Here is a 20,792-nt window from a genome sequence, read left to right on the forward strand (position 1 = left end):
ATTACATTTATATTCTAAAAACTAAAAAAACGTTACCCTATTACAACCGAACCAAAGAACAACCACTATGACCAAAAAATTATTCTATCTACTTGTATTTTTTTTCAGCATACCCACAATCAATTTTGCTCAACAGTCGGGCGATTCTATTCAAAAAACAAAAATTACTATACCAGAGATTGAAAAAGTATACCTGCATACTGACAATGATTATTACTCAATTGGAGAATCATTATGGTATAAAGCTTACTCAGTCTATGCTTATACCAATCAACTTTTTGATCATAGCAAAATACTTTATGTAGAACTTGTATCGCCAGAATCTAAAATAATCAGTTGCAATATTACCAACCTTGAAGGCGGTCTGGGTCATGGTGATTTTATATTGGCAGATTCTTTGGGTGTCAAACCAGGAACTTATCAATTACGAGCTTATACCAATTGGATGCGGAATTATGGAGATGATTTTATATTCAAAAAAGAAATCCGGATTATAAGTCCCAATAAAGACAATACAATTCTTTATCAAGAAAATGACAATACAAAAACAATAGCAAAAAACAAAAAAGATAATTCTAAAGTTGAAGATCCGGCAGCAATTTTAATTGATTTTTTCCCCGAAGGTGGTTCACTTTTGGAAGAAGTAATTAGTAATGTAGCCTTCAAAGCAACAGATTCCTATGGAAACCCAATGGAAATAAAAGGGACTATTTATGATACTACTGATAAACCAATTACCTTATTCAAAAGTATTCATGACGGCATGGGGAAATTTATATTACAACCCGGAAAAGACCAAAAGTATTATGCTAAAGTGACTACAGCTAACAATGAAGAACTAAAAATAAATCTTCCTGAAGTTCAAAAAACAGGTTATACCTTGAGCATTAATAGCATTGACCAGAAAAAAGTTGTCACTATTAAAACCAATGCAGCCACGCTGAATCAAAATCCGGATGCTGATTTAACACTGATTTGCACCACAAGAGGCATTACTTATTTTGAAGGAACTCAGCCCTTAAAAGATCCTAAACTTTCGTTTATACTACCTGAGGAAAATTTTCCGGAGGGAATTGCACAAGTCACACTTTATGATAAACTTTCCAGACCTCAAAGCGAACGATTAGTTTACATTGAAAAAAATAATGATATTACAGTCTCTTTATCCACAGATAAAAAACAATATATTCCAAAGGAAAAAGTAAACCTTAACCTTTCGGCAAAAGACAAACAAGGTAATCCACTCATTGCCAACTTTTCGATAGCGGCAACGGATACCAATGGTATAAACGAAAATTTTGACAATACATTAGACATTTGTTCTTATTTCCTTATGGCTTCGGATATTAGGGGAAAAGTGCACAAGCCTAATTACTATTTCAACCACTCGAATCCTGCCCGATTATTTCATTTAGATTTACTTTTATTAACCCAGGGATGGCGTGATTTTGTTTGGAAGAAATTCCCAAATCTCCATAAAAGTCAAAACTTTAAAGTAGAAAAAGGAATTTCAATTACTGGAAAAGTGGAGAATTTAATTGGCACTACAGCCAAAGAAAATAATCAGGTCCAAATGATTCTTTTAAATAACAAAGCTACCGCAATGTTAAATGACACTACTGATGTGAATGGGAAATTTGAATTTAATAATATAGTTTTCAAAGGCACCGCTACCATGCTGCTGAATACAAAAAATCAGAAAGGGAAAAACAGGGGTGAATTTGTATTGGACTCCATTTACAATCTGCCCATGACTGTCGATTTTAAAGCTTTTAAACCTCTGAATGAGGAAGAAAACCAAATTACTCAGCTTGAAACCAACATTCGAAATAAAAACATTCTTTTTAATATTCCCGAAGAAAACCAATTGAAAGATGTAATTATTACTGCAAAAAAGAAAAAAGATGACACACCTGAAAGTCGCTATGGTTTTGCCGATTTTACCTATATTCCTGAAGAAAAAGGACCTCGGTTTTCAAACATTTTTATGCTGCTGCAAATGACCATTCCTAATGTAACCGCTACAGTAAATTCTGTTCGTTTTAACCGTTATAATGGACCACCGGTTATTTTAGTGGATGGAATAGAAACGGATATGGATCTTTTGTCTTCTATTTCAATCGATGATATTGCTAAAATTGAAGCTATAAAAGGTCCCGGAGCTGCCATTTTTGGTTCACAAGGTGCTAATGGAGCCATAATCATCTATACCAAAATGGGCAAAGGAAGCACTACAAGTAAAAAAGTTTTTCATTCCATAGCGATGCCTGTCAATGGCTATCAAAATACCCGTTTTTTCTATTCTCCTGATTACAGTAAACCAAATCCACTGGAAAAGGACAAAGCCGATATTCGAAATACCTTGTATTGGAATCCGTACATTCAGCCTGATGAAAAAGGAAGCGCTACAATTTCATATTATAATAATGAAGTTGATACAACTGTAAATATCGATTTAGAAGGAATCACTAATAATGGAATTCCTATTGTGGTAAAAAGCAGTTATCAGATAAAGAAATAAAAATCACAATTTATTCTTAACAATTAAACTTTAATCTGATTCCTCTGTCTTATTTAAAAAAACAAAATACTATGAAAAAATTAGCCACAATTGCTTTAATCGCAATCATAAGCGTAACCTCTTATGCACAGGAAAAAAAGGACAGACCAAGAAGACATGACGGAAAACAGATGGAGAAATTCACTGCTGAACAACGCAATGAACTCATGTTGAAAAAAATGACATTAGAACTGGATTTAAATGCTTCCCAACAAAAAGACATGAGCAAAATTATTGCTGAAAAAAGTGCAAAAAGAGAAGCCTTTATGAAAGACAGAAAAGCAAGAACAGAAAAACCTACTTCGGACGAAATTTTTAAAATGAAAAGCAAAATGCTGGATGAGCAAATTGCCATGAATGGAAAAATGAAAAAAATTCTTTCACCTGAGCAGTTTCAAAAATGGGACGAAATGAAAAAACACCATCGTGAAGGCATGAGAAAAAATAAAGGGATTAGAAATCACGGATCTCAAGGAATGAAAAAAGACATGAGACACAAAGAAAACTCCGAAAAATAATTTTATTTTTTGAAGCTTCTGAAGCTATCTAAAATAAAAAAGGCTGCTTTCAAAATTATTGTAAGCAGCCTTTTTAGTATATTTTATTCTTTTTTTACTTCAACTTATTGAAAGTATCTTTGTATGTACCTGTGATAGTAACACCGTTATTTTTAGTAACTTTACCATAAATTGTGATCTCTGAATCGGATCCTAAAAACTCTAGTTTAGCACCACTATTCATTACAAAATTACCGTAAATCACAACACTTCCTTCTATTTTAAGAGTACCGTTTAGATTAAAGTTTGAACTATTGCTATTATATTGCCCTTGTGCCATTGATCCTTTCATAGTAAAAATACCATTACTATTAACATTTACTCCTTGCGAAATTGCTAATGAACCGCAAAAAGTAAGTCTATCATTAACATTGATTCCTTTTAAAGAAGCACTACCCTGATAACTAAAATTATCTCCTGAATTTACATTTAAATGTTGACCTCCGTTATAAGTTGCAAAACTACTGCAATCAATAGCAGAAACAGTAACTTTTTTGATAATCTTAAGTCCGCCATTTCCATTGGCAACATAGATATAATCCCCCACACTTTTTACATAATTAGAAGAACCTGAAAGAGCAATTGTTCCTAGCGGATTTAATGTTCCATTTGTTGTTTTATAGACTGTAATTCCGGCCGCACCATTTGCAACATATACATAATCTCCATATACAGAAACCGCATTTGTAACAACATCATTTTGATCAACATCCACAGCAGCAGTTGGAGCTGCTATAGTTTGTTGTAAAACACCACTTAAATTGTAAATCCCTAAACCTGACGGTCCCTGAGCAACTAAAATATTATTTCCCTGAAAATCAATTGTCCTTTTTGCTTCTGCAACATCTGTAGAAGTAAAAAATGAAGATTCTAAATTTAAGGTTCCTGCATTATAAACTTTCACTCCTTCGGTACCACTTAAAACTACTATTTTATTATCAATACGCCCTAAAGCTCTTAAATCGTCAACAGCAATTGTTGTTTCGATAGTATTAGTAGTTTTATCTAATTTAGCAAGAACACCATTATTTCCGGAAACAGCATAATATTTTGAATCGGCAACAGCAAGTCCTGTGCCAACATAACCAGCTAAGGAATTTAACAAATAATCATTAGTCAATAAACCTGATTGTAAAGGCATTTGAGCGACAAAAGCAGGAGTAGGAACATTATTAATATCTGCATCTACAGCACCAGCGATGTATAATTTTCCATTATCAAAAAGTACTGTGCTAATATCTACATTTGGCAAAATAGCCTGAACTACTAATTTAGGATTATTAGGACTGCTGATATCAATAACATCAATTCCACCTAAATAAGTCTCTCCCTGAGTATTATAAGATACATAAACATAATTATCTTTAACATCAACATGAGTTGCCATTAAAGTTTTTCCTTCATAAGTAGGTGGTTCCACTTCGGCTAATAATGACATTGGGAATGTTCCTGCTTCTTCTTCGGTAGTTTTACCACTAATATTTGAGGAAGTAACTAAATCCAATACTCCTGAACCACTAAGACTGATTCTATTGTTTAAACTTTCGGAATTGGCATTTAAAATAACTTTTTCATCTGTTCCTGATAAGTTATCATCAGATTGACAAGATTGAATTAAGAACAAGCCACATAGTGACAATGCAAGTAGATTTTTTTTCATGTTGTATTATTTTGGGGTGCTCAAAAATACAACAATATCTTTTTAATTTTCATTTTTTTTTCACGTCAATAAACAGTGAAATTTTTCTTTATTTTACTGAGTTTGTATTCCCTGTTGGCATATAATAAATACAACAAATACCAACTAAAAACAATACAAACGAAGCTACAAAAGCCGGAATAAGAATCTCTTTATTATTATCCAAAGCATTATTTAAAGCGGCATACAACAGCCAGATTTGAATGGTTACATTCAGAATCAATATAAAAATCACAGTCGAAAGAATCGCATTTAACTTATTGGGATTAGACTGATTTTGGCTTCTTCTAAAATTACTCATAATGGCGCTATTTTTTAACTTATCCTATTTTCTCTTCTTGAACTGCTCTTACATACACGGCATTTTCTTTGAAAAAAACATCTAATTTTGGTAAAGCTCTTGGAGGCGGGCCAGCTAATACATTTCCTGTTTTAGCGTCAAAAGAACCTTCATGACAAGGACAATGAATAATTCCGGTTCCTGGCTTGTAAAAAACCGAACAGGAAAGGTGGGTACATTTCTGTTCATACGCTTTAAACTCGCCAGTTTCCAGATGAATTAAAATATAAGGTATTGTACTTCCTTCAATAACAAAAGCACGTGTCCCGCCTACGGGTACTTCTTCTTTTTTACATACAAAATGTTCCCCCGCCATTTCTTCTTTAGGATACATATAAGCTTTAGCGGTAACTAAACCACTTCCTACCATCAATCCTCCGGAAACCAACGTTAGAAATTTAGCAAAATCACGACGGCTTACATTTGTTGCCTGTTGTTTTTCAATTGGAAAATCTTTCTTCCAGTTTTTATTTAAATTCTCTTCTTTTTTAGACATTTTTTATGTTGTAAAAAGTTTGTATTTCTGATTCCAGGTTTTAGTTTTTAAGTTGAGACACTTCTAACTTCTAACTTCTAACTTCTTTATGTTCTGATTTTTTTCTTTCCCCTCCCTAAAGGGTGGAAAAAATTTTCTACGTCTAACTCCTAACCTCCCACTTCTAACTTCTAACTTCTAACCTCTTTATGTTCTATTTTTTTCTTTCCCCTCCCTAAAGGGTGGAAAAAATTTTCTACGTCTAACTTCCATCTTCTAACTTCCCACTTCTAACCTCTTTATGTTCTATTTTTTTCTTTCCCCTCCCTAAAGGGTGGAAAAAATTTTCTACGTCTAACTTCCATCTTCTAACTTCCCACTTCTAACCTCTTTATGTTCTATTTTTTTCTTTCCCCTCCCTAAAGGGTGGAAAAAATTTTCTACGTCTAACTTCCCACTTCTAACTTCCCACTTCTAACTTCTAACTTCTAACTTCTTAATATATAATCAATTCCGTACTGCCTTTTGGCATCATGATATTCACTTTGGTATTCACCACTTCTTTTCCAAAAAAGAAAGTATTTACGGGGGTACTATTCGGACGCATTTCCTGAATTTCATCTTTGGTACCATAAAACAAGGCTCCACTTGGACAAACTGTGGCACACATCGGTTTTTTACCTACACTGGTTCGGTCATAACACATCGTGCACTTCATCATCAAATCGTAATTCTCTTCTTTTTTGGGTACACCAAAAGGACAAGCCATTACACAATTCGAACAACCAATACATCTTTCTGTATTAGCGGTGTGAACAATTCCGAATTCGTCTTTCGAAATTGCATCAGCCGGACAAACATTAGCACACACAGGATCATCGCAATGCATACACACCTGAACGGTAGTTTGAACCGTTGCTGCACGATCTGTATAATTAACATGGATCATCGATTCCTGACCGTTTGTTTCGCACTCAGCACAAGCTAATTCGCAGGCTTTACAGCCAATGCAACGTTGCATATCTACAAAAAACTCTTCGTTTTTATTAAAACTGGTATAGTTCATTTACTTTCTTCTTTATAGATTAAACACTTGCATAAGCCGTTGATTCATTTGAAGGCGGAGCAATTTCATTAAGTGGTTCCAAATGACAGGCACAAACTTTAAATTCAGGTATTTTAGAAATAGGATCTAATGTACCCGGAGTTAACTGGTTTGCCGATTTTTTCCCAGACCAGTGGTACGGAATAAAAACGGTGTCTTCCCGAATGGTTTCTACAATATTAGCCGGAAAAATTCCCTCTCCTCTGCGGGTAGAAACTCTAACTAATTCTCTTTGTCTGATTCCAAATTGTTTTGCCAGATTAGGATGTATTTCTACTAAAGGCTCCGGATACTGGTCTACTAATTTCCCAATTCTTCGTGTTTGCGTTCCGCTCAGATATTGAGAAACTACACGTCCTGTAGTTAAAATTACAGGATAATCAACGCAGGTTACTTCACCCGGAAGTTTGTATGGTGCGGGATTAAAATGAGCTTTACCATCTGGGGTTTTAAACTTTCTGTCTTCCCATAAACGTGGCGTTCCGGGATGATCTTCGGTTGGGCAAGGCCAAAAAACACCCATATTATCTTCTATCTTTTTATAAGTGATACCGTTATAATCAGCTGTTCCTCCTTTGGAAGCCACACGCAACTCATTGAAAATTTCTTCACTATTTTCGAAAGCAAATTTGGTTCTTACTCCCAAACGCTTTGCTAATTCTAAGATTATCGAAGTATCTGTTCTGGCATCTCCGGGAGGCGTTACCGCTTGTCTTATTCGAATAACACGACCTTCAGCCGAAGTTGTTGTTCCTTCTTCCTCCTCTTGTAATGAACCTGCCATAACAACATCAGCATGGCGAGCGGTCTCATTTAAAAAGAAATCAATACACACATAATATTCTAATTTTTCTAATGCTTCCCGAACATAATTGCTGTTAGGCAACGAAACTAACGGATTAAAACATATTGATAACAAACCTTTGATTTCACCTCTGTGAATAGCCTCAATTATTTCGTATGCTGACAAACCTTTACCCGGTAAATCTTTCTCATCAATTCCCCAAACATCCGAAATATACTTGCGATGTTCCGGATTTTCTATATCTCTGTTTCCCGGTAATTGATCGCATTTATGTCCATGTTCTCTTCCTCCCTGACCATTTCCTTGTCCGGTAATAGTTGCATAACCACAATAAGGTTTACCAATTCTTCCGGTTGCCAAAACTAAATTGATACAACCTAGTACATTATCCACTCCTTTAGAATGATGTTCAATTCCGCGGGCATGAAGCAGGAAACTGGTACTGGCTCTTCCCCATAATTCAGCTGCCTGTTGGATTTTTTCTTTCTTAATTCCTGTAATTTCTTCAGCCCATTCCAGCGTATTGTCCTTTACAGCATCTAAAGTTTCCTGAAATCCTGACGTATGATTATCTATAAAATCATGGTCTAACATATCATGATCTGCCAAATATTTCAACATAGCACCGTACAAAGCCGAATCGGTTCCGGGACGTATATCTAAATGAAGATCAGCTGTTCTGGCAAGAGGAATTATTCGGGGGTCAATGACTATTAATTTGGCTCCGCGATCTCGTGCTTTCCAAATCCAGTGTGTTAATGTGGGGAAAGTTTCACTGACATTGGCTCCAGCCACAATAATTACTTCGGCATATTCTAAATCCGAATAGTTATTCGAACCTCTGTCTAAACCAAAAGCTTTTTTATTTCCCGCTCCTGCACTTACCATGCACAAACGACCGTTGTAATCTAAATTCTTCGTTTTTAAAGCTACACGGGCAAATTTACCCATCAAATAACTTTTTTCATTGGTCAATGAAACTCCGGAAAGAACAGAAAAGGCATCGTTGCCATATTCTTTTTGAATGCGTTGGATTTCTTTTACTGTTTTAGACATGGCCTCATCCCAGGAGGTAGGGACAAAACCTTGTCCTTCTACTCTTTTTAATGGACTTAAAAGCCGGTCTGGATGATTGTTTTGCAAATAGCGCTGTACTCCTTTGGGACATAATCGGCCTTCATTAAAAGGAAATTCCATCCAGGGTTCAAAACCTACTACTTTATTTTCCTTAACTGATAACTGAATTCCGCATTGCATTCCGCAAAAACAACAATGGGTTTTTACTAATTGATCCGGTTCGTCTCTTCCTTCATAACCTTCTTTTGGACTGTAATTTTTATGAGGACCAAACTGTGTAATAATATGTTCTTCTGAAACAGGTAATTTAGCCATGTTTAAATTCTTTTACTTTCATTAAATTATCCAAATAATTCCCCACCTGCCTGCCTTGCCTTTAAATGGGCCTGTGCTAAACGGGATCTTTTTCCTTCCGGACTTAAATCCAAATGCGAACTGCCATCTTCTCTGTCAAAATCAAATCCTAATTTTTTGGTTAGCATTTTAAGATCTTTAATATGCAAATTAGTTGCAAATTCTTCTCCTGTATGTTCGCAAACCGCCATTCCTTGTTGTTTTCCTACTCTATGGTAAATATGTGCTGCAATTTGTGCCGGACGCTGAATGATATGAAAAAACTTCCCAAACGGAATCCATATCAAAAACAAGATTACAGTGACAGCATGCAAAACAGCCAGAAAATCAAAAGCGAGACCTTTCATAAACTCATAAGAATAAGTCAAACCAAGTCCTGTAACCGAAATTGCTATCAATAGAATAAGGGGTAATAAATCGCCTTCAAATGTTTGTGTCGCAATTAAACCGGGATTAGTCAATCGTCTTCTCAGGTAATATCCCGCACCAAAAATCACCATATAGGACGACCAGTTTAAGGCGTGAAATGTCATGAATGCCATAACAGAATCCAAATCAAATTCCATTAATTTGAATCCAAAGAAATGGGCTTCATATACAGAAATCGAATTAGGTGCCATCGTGAAATGCACCCATCCAAAAGTCAATGGAATAGTAATCAGGAAAGCCGAAGTACAGCCCACTGCAATCATAAAATGAGCCATCCAACGGTATTTTCCTCTTGGATAAATAAATTTTTGAAAAACAATATTGGAAACCGTTTCCTTAGAAGCAAACCAAAAATGAGAAAAAACTTTTCCTGTAAATAAGAAACAAACCCCTCTTTTAAAATAAATCCAGGTAGGTGGTCTTTGCAGCCAAACTGTATAACGGTAAACAATACCAAAAAAAGCAAACACAGTCCCGAATAAATACGTAATCAAAGCCGCATCAAAATTTTGTAATTCCCGGGAACCGTAAAAAACCAATACAATCATCAATAGTGACAATACGGTAGCAATAAGCAGCGCCTTTATGTTGTATGTTCTGTTTTTCATTTGGAGCAGTTTTTGAAATTTATGTTTCCAGTGGCTAAAAATTCTTTTTAAAAAGTAAAATTAAGTAAAACTACGTTAAAATACTTAAGTATTTTTATTTTAACACAAAAATAGTTTTGACTGTTATATTAACAACAGATTTTTAATAGACAGACTTTGAATCACATAAAATTTTGTTTTTCAAACTATTAATTCTACAAGGTATTAACTACTATTTTATTAATTTTCACCTTAAGCATTAAACCTTATTCTATAATTAACATCTTATACCAATAAACTTTTAACATTAATCAAAAAAAGAAAAAATGAAAAAATTAATTATTGCCGCATTATTTGTTGTGGGAGCTTCAAGTTTTGCTCAAAACAACAATGACAGACCACAAAGAGGTGATTTTTCTCCGGAAAAACGGGTTGAAAGATTGACAACACAATTAAATCTTGATGCGAAACAACAAGAGCAAGTAAAACAACTTTATGCTGAACAAGCTAAAAACAGACAGGCTCAAACTGGTTTTTCCAGAGAACAGATGATGGAAGAAAGAAAAAAAACGGAAGAAAAATTAAAAACAATTCTAACTCCGGAACAATTAAAAAAATGGGAAGCTAATCAAGCTGAAATGAGAAAAAGAATGGGTAACCGTCAAGGTGGCGGAATGGGAGACCGACCAGAACGACCACAAGGTGGAGCGGATATGGAAAACTAAAAAAAAGCTTCGAGATCAAACTCGAAGCTTTTTTTTTGCTCTTTTAATTATAATGTTTTTGAAACTTTATCAATGGCATTTATAGTAAAATCCAAATCTTCGTAACTCAAAGCATCAGTAATAAACCAGGTTTCATAAGCCGATGGTGCAATATAAACTCCTTCTTGCAGCAAACCGTGGAAGAATTTCTTAAAGATCTCATTATCTCCATTAGCAGCTGTTTTAAGATCAATAACCGGACTCGCATCAAAATGAACCGAAATCATTGAGCCTACTCTATTAATAGTATAAACAATATTATTAGCTTTTAACACTTTATGAATACCTGCTTCTAAGTAAGCTGTTTTTGCTTCTAATCGTTGAAAAATAGCCGCATCATTATTTAGAGACTCCAGCATTGCCAGACCAGCAGCCATTGCCAATGGATTACCTGACAAGGTTCCTGCCTGATAAACCGGACCTATTGGCGCTAAGTAATTCATAATTTCTTCACGTGCAGCAAAAGCTCCTACCGGAAGTCCTCCTCCGATTACTTTTCCGAAACAAACAATATCTGCATTGATGTTCAATAATTCCTGAGCACCACCCTTTGCCAAACGAAAACCGGTCATTACCTCATCAAAAATCAGTAAAATTCCGTTTGCTGAACACAATTGGCGTAAGCCTTCTAAAAATCCTTTTACCGGTGGCACGCATCCCATATTTCCGGCAACCGGTTCTACAATAATAGCAGCAATTTCGTTTGGATTTGCTGTAATTAAAGTTTGTACATTTTCTAAATCATTATAGGTAGCCAGCAAGGTATCCTTAGCAGTTCCGGCTGTTACACCAGGACTATTAGGTGTTCCAAATGTCATAGCTCCACTTCCTGCCTGAATCAGGAAAGAATCCGAATGTCCGTGATAACAACCTGCAAATTTGATAATTTTATCTCTCTTCGTAAATCCGCGAGCCAGTCTTACCGCACTCATGCAGGCTTCAGTTCCTGAATTTACAAAACGGATTTTATCAATATTAGGAACCATCGATACAGCCAAAGCGGCAATTTGAGTTTCTAATTCGGTAGGCATCCCAAAAGAAGTTCCCAGTTTAGCTCTCTCAGTAACAGCCTGGACTACGGGTTCAAAAGCATGACCTAAAATCATGGGACCCCAGGAATTAATATAATCAATTAAGCGGTTTCCATCTTCATCATATAAATAAGCACCTTTGGCCTTTTTTACAAAAATGGGCGTTCCTCCTACTGATTTGAATGCTCTAACCGGCGAATTAACGCCTCCCGGAATTACTTTTTCTGCTTCAGCAAATAACTGACTACTTCTTTGATATAACATTTATTTTTAAATTTCAGATTGTAGATTTCAGATTTAAAAAGAACCTTAATTTCTAACTTATTTTATTTACACTTATTAATTCACTTTCAACATCTGTCCGATGGAAAGCGTATTGTTTGAAAGATTATTTTTCCGTTTTAAATCCTCTACCAGCACATTGTATTTTTTTGAAATAGAATACAAAGTATCCCCTTTTTGAACTTCATAAAAACCCTCACTGCCTGATTCTATATTCACAACTCTGGTGTTTTGATTTTCTATTGGGATATATCGTGTTCCTAACACCATGGCGTCATATTGCCCTAGATTATAACGTTCAATATAAGATATTAATTTATCCGGATATCTCGGATCAGTGGCATAACCTGCTTTTCTTAATCCTTTTGCCCATGCTTTATAATCGTCTTTGTCTAAAGTAAATAAGCTGGCATAACGACCTTTACCTGTTAAAAATAAAGCATGATCTTTATACGATTCGGCTACTTTATTGTATTTTCTAAAACATTCCTGGCTGGAATCATCATCATGTCTAACAGAATCACCTTTCCAGTCAGCGTGGCATTTAATCCCAAAATGGTTATTAGCACTTACAGCCAAATCCCCTCTCCCGGCTCCTGATTCCAGAATTCCCTGAGCCAAAATAATACTCGCAGGAATGCCATAAGTTTTCATATTTCCCATAGCAACATCTTTGTACTGCAAAACATAATTACTAACAATATCATTAGTAACCACCGTTCTCGAAGTCGATTCAATTACTTCGTTACGACTTTTAGGTTTAGCTGTATTATTTTTTTTGTTTCTGGAAGAATAAGTTGTGTTTTTACTCGCTGCTTTTTTTGTTGTTACAATAGGGGATTTGGTAGCGTGACAACTAATAAGTGTTAAGGCAATAAATAAAAGTAGGCTTTTTTTAAACATTGATAGCTATTGTTGGTAATTGTTTCTTTTTTAGTTTTGCATTCATCCCCTGAATTCCCTGAAGACCACCGGTATGAATAAGCAAAATATTGGACTGAGCCGGAAAATAATTCTTTTGAATCATATCTATAACGCCAAAAACCATCTTTCCGGTATAAACAGGATCCAAAGGAATTTGATTTGTATCATAAAAATCATTAATAAAGGCTATCAATTCTTCATTTACCTTGCCATATCCGCCAAAATGATAGTCATTAATTAACTTCCAATTTTTATTTTGCACAAAAATACAAATTTCATCTTGTAAAAAGTCGCCTTTTAAAGCTGGAAATCCTAAAACTTTTTGATGCGGTAAGGCGCTGTTAATAATTCCCGAAATGGTTCCGCCTGTTCCTGCTGCACAACAAATATAATCAAACTCACGATCCTCATCGGTTAAAATTTCCTGACAACCTTTAACCGCTAACTCATTAGTTCCACCTTCGGGAATCAGATAAAAATCACCAAACTTCAATTTTAATTCTTCTAAAAACGAAGATTCATTCTTTAAGCGATAAGCTTCACGAGAAACAAATTCAAATTGCATACCACATTCCTGAGCAAATTGCAACGTAGCATTCTGTGCAATTTTATCTCTTAATTCATCTCCGCGAATAATTCCTATGGATTGAAAACCATTTTCTCTGGCTGCAAAAGCAACAGCAGCAATATGATTTGAAAAAGCTCCACCAAAGGTGAGCAGCGTTTTTTTATTTTCGGTTTTTGCCTGAAGCAAATTGTACTTTAGTTTCCTGAACTTATTTCCCGAAACAACAGGATGAATTAAATCTTCCCTTTTGATAGTAACGGAAATAGAATTTGGAAACGTGATTTGCAGTTTTTGATTCAAAGCAATTATTTTTGACAAAGGTAAAACTTATAGTTATAAAGGAAACTTTTTTCGTCGCGAATACACGAAGAATCTTATTATCTCTATGATAATTTTATTACCGCTAATTCGCAAATTATATTTTCTTTTTTGAATTTAAAAGTTATTAAAAAAAATTCTGCTAATCTACTGTATTAAATCTTCAAAAATTTGCAAAAATCTTTGCACACTTGCGGTTACAGCTCTGCTTATTTCGATTGAAACAAATATTTCCAAAAACTAAAAATCCTTCTTTTTTTAAGATAATCCATATCTGACTCATTGCTATATGCTTCTCTTTCAAATGATACACTTCTATAGGCACGGTTTTTGTTACCATATTTTAACAGGTAAATCAGGTATTCCAGAACGTACCAAATGAAAAAAGGCAGTATCAGTAATTCTAATTGTTGTTTTAAATGAATGCGTTCATGATTGATAAAAACAGGGTTTTCTTTATCAACACGATATTTTAAAAACACAAACGGATAAGCCGTTAAGCCACGAAAACCTTTTGGTATTAAATACTTGTTAACAATAAAAAACATTGGTTTATTAATTTATAAATTTGTGTAGACAACAATTGTTTTTTGACTTTTCAAAAACAGAAATAAAACCTATTAATGACAGGACAAAGTAATGAAAATAAATTAATAGAAGGTGAAGATTTCTATTACACCCCCGAAGGATATAAATGTTTTACTGAAAAGCATCATTTAAAAAGAGGGTATTGTTGTAAAAGTGGTTGCCGACACTGTCCTTATGGATATGATAAAAAAACAGGAACGAATAAAAAATAACGCTAACAAAATCATAAAGACAGTTTATTTTAAATCTTTTATGGTTTTTCATCGTATATAAAATAAAACCGAATCTTTAATTATATAATAATCAAATAATTGCACCATGAAAACACTCAAAATATTACCGCTTTTATTTCTTTTTGTTTTGAGCTCTTGTAGCTCTGTAAGGGTCTATTCTGATTTTGACAGTCGTGCTGATTTTACTCAGTACAAAACCTATGCTTTTCACAAAAAAGGCGTTGACCGTGTTCAAATATCTGAATTAGATAAAAAAAGAATCTTACGTGCTATTGACAACGAACTAAGTAAAAAAGGAATGACTAAAAGTGAAAATCCTGATTTACTGATTAATATTTTTACCAAAGAAAGAGAACAAGTTGACGTAAACCAATTCAATATGGGTTGGGGATACGGTTGGGGATGGGGATGGAACCCTTATTTTTGGGGAGGAAACACCTATGCTACATCATCAACTCAGGGAACACTTTACATTGATTTAATCGATGCTAAGAAAAAAGAGCTTATCTGGCAAGGAGAAGGAATAGGTACACTTACCGAAAACCGAAGAGAAAAAGAACAACAAATCAATGAGTTTGTAGCCAAAATTCTCGCGCAGTTCCCGCCAACTGAAACAAAAAAATAAGTCTTTTAAATTTATAAACATAAATTGATATATTTGTAATTCAAATTAAACAATGAACAAAACTATTTACATCAACATTTCGATTAACATTATTCAACAATAATGGCGGAGTGTTATGTAAATCAGTAATCCAGATACAAATTTATAAACCTCCTCTTCAGGAGGTTTTTTTATACCCGAAAAACATGAAATTATTCCATCAAATACAAGAAGCAAAAAAGCAATTACAAGAAGTTATAACAGCAACACCTTTATCTGAAAATTTAAATTTATCTACAGAATTTAATGCACGGATTTTATTAAAACGAGAAGATTTACAACCCGTTCGTTCCTATAAAATAAGAGGAGCTTATAACAAAATCAGTACCTTAACCACTGCCGAAAAGGAAAAAGGCGTATTATGTGCCAGTGCCGGAAATCATGCTCAGGGAGTAGCTTATTCGTGCAAACTGCTACACATAAAAGGCAAAATATACATGCCCAAAACCACCCCGAAACAAAAACTGAAACAGGTAAGCCTTTTTGGAGGTGATTTTATCGAAATTGTACTTACCGGCGACACCTTTGATGATGCATATGCCGCTGCAATGGCAGATGCTACCGAAAACAAAATAACTTTTATCCATCCTTTTGATGATATAAAAGTAATGGCAGGACAGGGAACTGTAGGTCTTGAAATTCTGGAAAGTTATAAGAAACCTATCGATTATGTTTTTGTTCCAATAGGCGGTGGCGGACTTGCATCCGGACTTTCGGAAGTTTTCAGACACTTGAGTCCCAATACTAAAATCATTGGCGTGGAGCCCGAAGGAGCGCCCTCTATGAAAACTTCGATAGCTAATGGCAAAGTGAGTGTTTTAGAAAACATCGATAAATTTGTAGATGGAGCCGCCGTAAAACAAGTAGGCAAAATGACTTTTGAAATTTGCCAAAAAAACCTGAGTGACATTATTCTTGTTCCGGAAGGGAAAGTGTGCACTACTATTTTACGTTTGTACAACGAAGAAGCTATGGTGGTAGAACCCGCTGGAGCTTTAACTATCTCTGCATTGGATTTTTATAAAGAAGAAATAAAAGGAAAAACCGTGGTATGCATCGTCAGCGGAAGTAATAACGACATTGAACGCACAGCCGAAATAAAAGAACGCTCTTTACTTTACGAAGGATTAATGCATTATTTTATGATCCAGTTTCCTCAACGCCCCGGTGCTTTAAAGGAATTTGTTAATGACATTTTAGGTCCTGATGATGACATTACTTATTTTCAGTTTACCAAGAAAAACAGCCGCGAAGTGGGCCCGGCAGTTGTAGGTCTTGAACTTAAAAATAAAAACGATATCGTTGCCATAAAAGAAAAAATGGATAATAAAGGTTTTGAATACAAATACCTGAACGAAAAACAAGACTTATTCCATCAGTTAATTGGTTAAAAACCAGCTAACTTTGTACTTCACTATTTCTAAAAACATGAACGATTTAACAGACATAAAAAACCTTGATGATATCAAATTACTGGTAGATTCTTTCTATACTAAAGTGCAGCAAGACAACTTAATTGGCCCTGTTTTTAATGAAAAAATTGGCAATCAGTGGCCGGCACATTTAGAAAGAATGTACCGTTTTTGGCAAACCATCTTATTAGAGGAACACACGTATTCAGGAAGTCCTTTTCCGCCACACAAGCATTTACCAGTGGCTAAAGAACATTTTAACCGTTGGATGGAAATTTTCACTGAAACTATTGACGGTTTATTTCAAGGTAAATTAGCCGAAGAAGCCAAACTCCGCGCTAAAAACATGGCAGAAATGTTCTTTTATAAAATTGAGTATTTCAGAAATGGCGGACGGAATTTTTTTGAGAGTTAACTATATTTCTTTAGCACAGCAAATAATATAATCTGTCTAAAATAAAAACAGTAAAATTTTACTTTATGACAAAATAGACGCACGAACTTGCTCCGAAGTATAGGTTTGAGCTCCATCAGCAACTGCATCACTGATGTTTTCTATGCGTTCAATATATTGAGAAGCCGTCAATGATTCTCCCTCAGCTGTATAAGCCAGAATAGGATTCCCATTTAAAACAGCATCGACTTGTTCCAAATTTTTTTCATCCTGAACATCTTTTAGTCTCTTAATAATCTGATTTTTATGGGCTTCAATATTCATTTTATCAATATTTAGTAGTATAAAGGTAGTGCTTTTACACAGATAAATATACTGTTTTAATAATCTAATAAAACATCATTCTAAACTACATTTTCACCTGTTTACCTAAATCTTTTTCGGTTTCAATGATTTGACCTTCGTATTGTAACGTCCATCCCATTGTATTGGTCAGAATCAGGATTTTAGAAAGTTCGCTAATGAGTCGGTTCTTCGCATTCGACTTTAAAGTAGATTTTTCTATTTTTTTAGCCAGATTGGCTTTTACTGATTTGTTGATTTTGTTATAATCTTCTCCTGTAAAAGGATTCAGTTTGCTTTGTTCTACATCATAAAACTGAATGTCGGGACTGATTTTTATTTCTTCTTTTGGAATACTTATAATGGTAATGGTTTTGTTTTTCTCATCAATATCGTATTTCATTTTTTGCAAATCATAGGCAACAGTCACATCTGCATTGACTACAATAAGCGCTTTCTTTTCGAAAGAAACCATGTTCATCAGGTATTTTTGCTGATTTTTATAGGTAATCACTTCGGAGAAATGCCCTTCGGTAACGACTAATTTTCCAACATTTACAATTTGTTGCTGAATCAAATTGGTATTGTAGCTAATATCAGATTCGTCATTTTTCTTGAAATCACAATATTTAAACAACAAAAGAACTGCGGAAACTACAATTACACCAATAACTATCTTTTTTATCATAACTAAAATTTCATAAATGGATATTGTGATTCCAATTTAGTGATTTTTTTTTGGAGATTCGCTTCAAATTTCAAATGACTTTCTGAATGCGGATTAAACGGACGATGTGCTAACCCTTTTTGGATTGTCCCCACTTCGTCCATCACTGTAAAAACAGATTGGGCAATAGTAGTTTCTTTGAATCTTTCCCAAATATAATCTACCGCAATAGTACTGGGATGCAGCATATCTTCGGCATAAAAGCGATAATCACGCAGCTCATCCATCATGATTTCGTAACTTGGATAATAGATTGCAGATTTTAGATTACAGATTTCAGAATCCCCTAAAACTTGATGAATTGCAGCAATTAAATGGGCTTTACTCCTTTGATTTTCTACAAAACCATCTTTGATGTGACGTACCGGCGAAACGGTAAAAGTAAATTTAGCCTCCGGATTTACAGACTGAATCCAACGCATGGTATTCTGAATTGCGGTCTGAATTACCTCGATTGAAAGTATTTCTTTTGTAAAATGTTTTTGAGGTAGTTTATGACAATTAGCAACAATCTGATTGTTTTCTATATTTCGATATACCCATGAAGTTCCGTAAGTAATCAGGAAATGTGTAGATTGGGTAATTTGTTGATTGGTATCTTCAACTAATTGATTTAGCAAATCTACAAATGCTTCTTTATCAGAATTAGAAAGCTCCGAATGCACTTCGAAACAATGCCATAAATCATTATGAAAAAAAACATCCTTTTCAGTAAAAAAATCTTTTTTTACGGCTCTTTCGATTAATTTTTCAATAGAAACAGGATTGAAGATTATCCCAAAAGGATTGCAACTATTTTGAAATTTATAATACGCTAATTTCTGAGCTATATTAACTGCAAAACAAGAACCTAAGGATACAATTGCAGCACTATAATCTATTGGAAACGGACTTAGCGGAACAGGAATTTGGGTACGAAATTGCATTACGACTTTTTTCCAAAATTAAGTATTATAAAATTAATATAAATACTGGATTTTAGAATAATTAGGATTCGTCAAACTCTCTTCCGAAACTTGTTCCGTAGGATAATCATCGGTATCATATTTAAATTTAGTAGTGTACATATTAGCCGAAGAAATGGTTTGTCCATCTATTGTACTTGCTGTTTCAGCTACTGTCATTACCGCATTATTCTTAGAAACGTATGCGCCATGATCTAATAATTTTTCATATCCTGAAATACTGAAATAAGGATTATTATAAGCGTCATACTCAAAAGTAGTTTTAGAAGAAGAAACGGAATTTTCAGTAACATTATCAAAAATACATTCGTCTTTGATTAGATTTTTATTTTTAAAAGACAAGATACCATGACAAATTTTTTGTTCCTCATTTTGAGAATCAATAGTGTATTTTTCATAAGAAACCGTACCGTTATCGTTATGAGTATAATAAATAACGTATTTTTCAGAAGAAGTTACTTTTACTAATTTTTCTTTATTATAAGTATAAAGCAAAACCACATTCAGCTGAGTTGCTTTATTATAAGTTGTAATTTTAGTAATTAATCCGTTTTGATAGGTGAAATCGGTTTTTTCTTTAGAATTATCCGCAGTTACTATTTGGTTTTCATTATAAGTGAATACCGAATTTTCAGTAATACCATCCTTAGTCGATTCGATTATTTTGACAAAATTTTTACTCTTATCATCTTTATCATTTGCACAGGAAGTGAATAGCAACGTTATACACGAGATGAAAATAAATATGGGGGCTAAATTTTTCATTACAGATTAGGTTATATTGAACTTAGATTATTAGGGTTTTCAAAACTAAATAATAAATTCAGCGACACCAATTATTCAGGTTTAACGACCTAAAAACTCGTTCAAAAGAATCTTTAGTTATAAATTAAAAATCTGAAACCGCTATTTTTATGTAATAGTTACAGCACAATTGCTCAAAACAGCCCTTCATTTGACCCTAATAAGCATCTTTAACCCATCATTGTCCCAAAAAAACCAATCGCTTTCTAATAAAAACCACACAGGAATAACGACCAATTTTAACGATAAAAAACATAGGGAAAGCGTTTTAAAGATTATTTTTTCCGTTCAACGATTTTAAATGGTCAACTGATTTTTTGCCTCTACATTTGGAAAGAATACGATTTTAATTATCATGAAAAACATCTTTAACCCTATTTACAGACAAGATTATTTAGAAGGCTATTCTAATGGTCAAAATCCTTATTCGAAAATAAAGAGCGATACTCCTAATTCGGCTTTTAACGAAGGTTTTGATTCCGGAAGATTTGATTATGAAAATCTGAATGGTAGCGTTCTGAATGGCATTCCGAAAAAAATAATTAACGAAAAAATTTTAGAAGAATTCCTGTTGGCAGGTTTATTGGGTATCAATATCGATACCGAAGGCTACACCCATTTTCAAATTAGTATTTTATTAAAATGGTATCAAAGTGGTATTGAAAAATACGATCCCAAACAAAACACCTACTTACTGGATATCCTGGAAGAAAACGGAATTGAAATAACCTATTCCGAAAAATAACTTTTTCATACTTTAATTACAAGCAGAAACCCTTTTAGTTCAG

Annotated in this window: 22 protein-coding genes; 8 read left to right on the top strand and 14 right to left on the bottom strand. The window is 34.1% G+C overall.

The annotated features are described in order from the left end of the window. The first annotated feature begins 67 nt into the window (after window positions 1-67). Both BUB89_RS01005 and BUB89_RS01010 read left to right on the top strand, forming a co-directional pair. Complete coding sequence (locus BUB89_RS01005) at window positions 68-2,521, top strand: TonB-dependent receptor (protein ID WP_073240994.1); 2,454 nt, start codon at window positions 68-70, stop codon at window positions 2,519-2,521. 71 nt (window positions 2,522-2,592) lie between these two features. Next, a complete protein-coding gene (locus tag BUB89_RS01010) occupies window positions 2,593-3,078 on the top strand; it encodes a hypothetical protein (RefSeq protein ID WP_073240996.1) in 486 nt (161 codons plus the stop codon). A gap of 94 nt (window positions 3,079-3,172) precedes the next feature. On the opposite strand, the gene BUB89_RS01015 is transcribed toward BUB89_RS01010, so the two are convergent. The 6 genes from BUB89_RS01015 to BUB89_RS01040 form a co-directional block, all read right to left on the bottom strand. After that, window positions 3,173-4,777, bottom strand: a complete 1,605-nt coding sequence (locus BUB89_RS01015) for an LVIVD repeat-containing protein (protein WP_073240998.1) — start codon at window positions 4,775-4,777, stop codon at window positions 3,173-3,175. A gap of 88 nt (window positions 4,778-4,865) precedes the next feature. After that, a complete protein-coding gene (locus tag BUB89_RS01020; RefSeq protein WP_073241000.1) occupies window positions 4,866-5,117 on the bottom strand; it encodes a DUF6755 family protein in 252 nt (83 codons plus the stop codon). 19 nt (window positions 5,118-5,136) lie between these two features. Continuing rightward, window positions 5,137-5,652 (bottom strand): Rieske (2Fe-2S) protein, encoded by a 516-nt coding sequence (locus BUB89_RS01025; RefSeq protein WP_073241002.1) that lies wholly within the window; start codon window positions 5,650-5,652, stop codon window positions 5,137-5,139. A 475-nt stretch (window positions 5,653-6,127) separates the two neighbouring features. After that, the gene (locus BUB89_RS01030) at window positions 6,128-6,697 is read right to left on the bottom strand and encodes a 4Fe-4S dicluster domain-containing protein (protein WP_073241005.1); all 570 of its coding nucleotides are present in this window, start codon (window positions 6,695-6,697) and stop codon (window positions 6,128-6,130) included. A gap of 19 nt (window positions 6,698-6,716) precedes the next feature. Further along, the gene (locus BUB89_RS01035) at window positions 6,717-8,933 is read right to left on the bottom strand and encodes a molybdopterin oxidoreductase family protein (RefSeq protein ID WP_073241007.1); all 2,217 of its coding nucleotides are present in this window, start codon (window positions 8,931-8,933) and stop codon (window positions 6,717-6,719) included. A 26-nt stretch (window positions 8,934-8,959) separates the two neighbouring features. Next, the gene (locus tag BUB89_RS01040; protein ID WP_073241009.1) at window positions 8,960-10,009 is read right to left on the bottom strand and encodes an MFS transporter; all 1,050 of its coding nucleotides are present in this window, start codon (window positions 10,007-10,009) and stop codon (window positions 8,960-8,962) included. Between the two features lie 305 nt (window positions 10,010-10,314). Here BUB89_RS01040 and BUB89_RS01045 point away from each other — a divergent pair, with 305 nt between their 5' ends. Then, the gene (locus tag BUB89_RS01045) at window positions 10,315-10,713 is read left to right on the top strand and encodes a hypothetical protein (protein ID WP_073241012.1); all 399 of its coding nucleotides are present in this window, start codon (window positions 10,315-10,317) and stop codon (window positions 10,711-10,713) included. Between the two features lie 47 nt (window positions 10,714-10,760). On the opposite strand, the gene hemL is transcribed toward BUB89_RS01045, so the two are convergent. The 4 genes from hemL to BUB89_RS01065 all read right to left on the bottom strand — a co-directional run bounded on the left by hemL (window position 10,761) and on the right by BUB89_RS01065 (window position 14,423). After that, window positions 10,761-12,047 (bottom strand): glutamate-1-semialdehyde 2,1-aminomutase, encoded by a 1,287-nt coding sequence (hemL, locus tag BUB89_RS01050; protein ID WP_073241015.1) that lies wholly within the window; start codon window positions 12,045-12,047, stop codon window positions 10,761-10,763. A 75-nt stretch (window positions 12,048-12,122) separates the two neighbouring features. Continuing rightward, window positions 12,123-12,968, bottom strand: a complete 846-nt coding sequence (locus tag BUB89_RS01055) for a glucosaminidase domain-containing protein (RefSeq protein WP_073241017.1) — start codon at window positions 12,966-12,968, stop codon at window positions 12,123-12,125. After that, window positions 12,961-13,866, bottom strand: a complete 906-nt coding sequence (locus tag BUB89_RS01060) for a 1-aminocyclopropane-1-carboxylate deaminase/D-cysteine desulfhydrase (RefSeq protein WP_234982510.1) — start codon at window positions 13,864-13,866, stop codon at window positions 12,961-12,963. Before BUB89_RS01060 ends, BUB89_RS01055 begins: the two co-directional genes overlap by 8 nt. A gap of 218 nt (window positions 13,867-14,084) precedes the next feature. Further along, window positions 14,085-14,423, bottom strand: a complete 339-nt coding sequence (locus tag BUB89_RS01065; RefSeq protein ID WP_073241019.1) for a hypothetical protein — start codon at window positions 14,421-14,423, stop codon at window positions 14,085-14,087. Between the two features lie 75 nt (window positions 14,424-14,498). Between BUB89_RS01065 and BUB89_RS18065 the strand changes: the two genes are divergently transcribed. The 4 genes from BUB89_RS18065 (at window position 14,499) to BUB89_RS01080 (ending at window position 17,187) form a co-directional block, all read left to right on the top strand. After that, window positions 14,499-14,675 (top strand): C1orf53 family protein, encoded by a 177-nt coding sequence (locus tag BUB89_RS18065; RefSeq protein WP_159434566.1) that lies wholly within the window; start codon window positions 14,499-14,501, stop codon window positions 14,673-14,675. Window positions 14,676-14,781: 106 nt separating this feature from the next. Continuing rightward, window positions 14,782-15,321: a DUF4136 domain-containing protein gene (locus tag BUB89_RS01070; protein WP_073241021.1), complete on the top strand. Its 540-nt coding sequence runs from the start codon at window positions 14,782-14,784 to the stop codon at window positions 15,319-15,321. A gap of 185 nt (window positions 15,322-15,506) precedes the next feature. Beyond that, on the top strand, window positions 15,507-16,751 hold the full coding sequence (ilvA, locus tag BUB89_RS01075; protein ID WP_073241023.1) for a threonine ammonia-lyase IlvA: 1,245 nt from the start codon (window positions 15,507-15,509) through the stop codon (window positions 16,749-16,751). Window positions 16,752-16,788: 37 nt separating this feature from the next. Continuing rightward, window positions 16,789-17,187 carry a group III truncated hemoglobin gene (locus tag BUB89_RS01080; RefSeq protein ID WP_073241025.1) on the top strand — a complete coding sequence of 133 codons (399 nt, stop codon included), beginning with the start codon at window positions 16,789-16,791 and terminating at the stop codon, window positions 17,185-17,187. A gap of 63 nt (window positions 17,188-17,250) precedes the next feature. Here the strand turns inward: BUB89_RS01080 and BUB89_RS01085 are convergent, their stop codons facing one another. From BUB89_RS01085 to BUB89_RS01100, 4 genes are all read right to left on the bottom strand, one after another. After that, the gene (locus BUB89_RS01085; protein WP_073241027.1) at window positions 17,251-17,490 is read right to left on the bottom strand and encodes a hypothetical protein; all 240 of its coding nucleotides are present in this window, start codon (window positions 17,488-17,490) and stop codon (window positions 17,251-17,253) included. A gap of 85 nt (window positions 17,491-17,575) precedes the next feature. After that, on the bottom strand, window positions 17,576-18,196 hold the full coding sequence (locus BUB89_RS01090; protein ID WP_073241029.1) for a DUF4230 domain-containing protein: 621 nt from the start codon (window positions 18,194-18,196) through the stop codon (window positions 17,576-17,578). 2 nt (window positions 18,197-18,198) lie between these two features. Further along, window positions 18,199-19,161 carry a GSCFA domain-containing protein gene (locus BUB89_RS01095; RefSeq protein WP_073241031.1) on the bottom strand — a complete coding sequence of 321 codons (963 nt, stop codon included), beginning with the start codon at window positions 19,159-19,161 and terminating at the stop codon, window positions 18,199-18,201. A 33-nt stretch (window positions 19,162-19,194) separates the two neighbouring features. Next, a complete protein-coding gene (locus tag BUB89_RS01100) occupies window positions 19,195-19,965 on the bottom strand; it encodes a hypothetical protein (RefSeq protein WP_073241033.1) in 771 nt (256 codons plus the stop codon). A gap of 394 nt (window positions 19,966-20,359) precedes the next feature. Here BUB89_RS01100 and BUB89_RS01105 point away from each other — a divergent pair, with 394 nt between their 5' ends. Beyond that, the gene (locus BUB89_RS01105) at window positions 20,360-20,749 is read left to right on the top strand and encodes a hypothetical protein (protein ID WP_073241035.1); all 390 of its coding nucleotides are present in this window, start codon (window positions 20,360-20,362) and stop codon (window positions 20,747-20,749) included. Window positions 20,750-20,792 lie beyond the last annotated feature (43 nt).

The sequence above is a fragment of the Flavobacterium flevense genome (genome assembly GCF_900142775.1).
Lineage (GTDB): Bacteria > Bacteroidota > Bacteroidia > Flavobacteriales > Flavobacteriaceae > Flavobacterium > Flavobacterium flevense.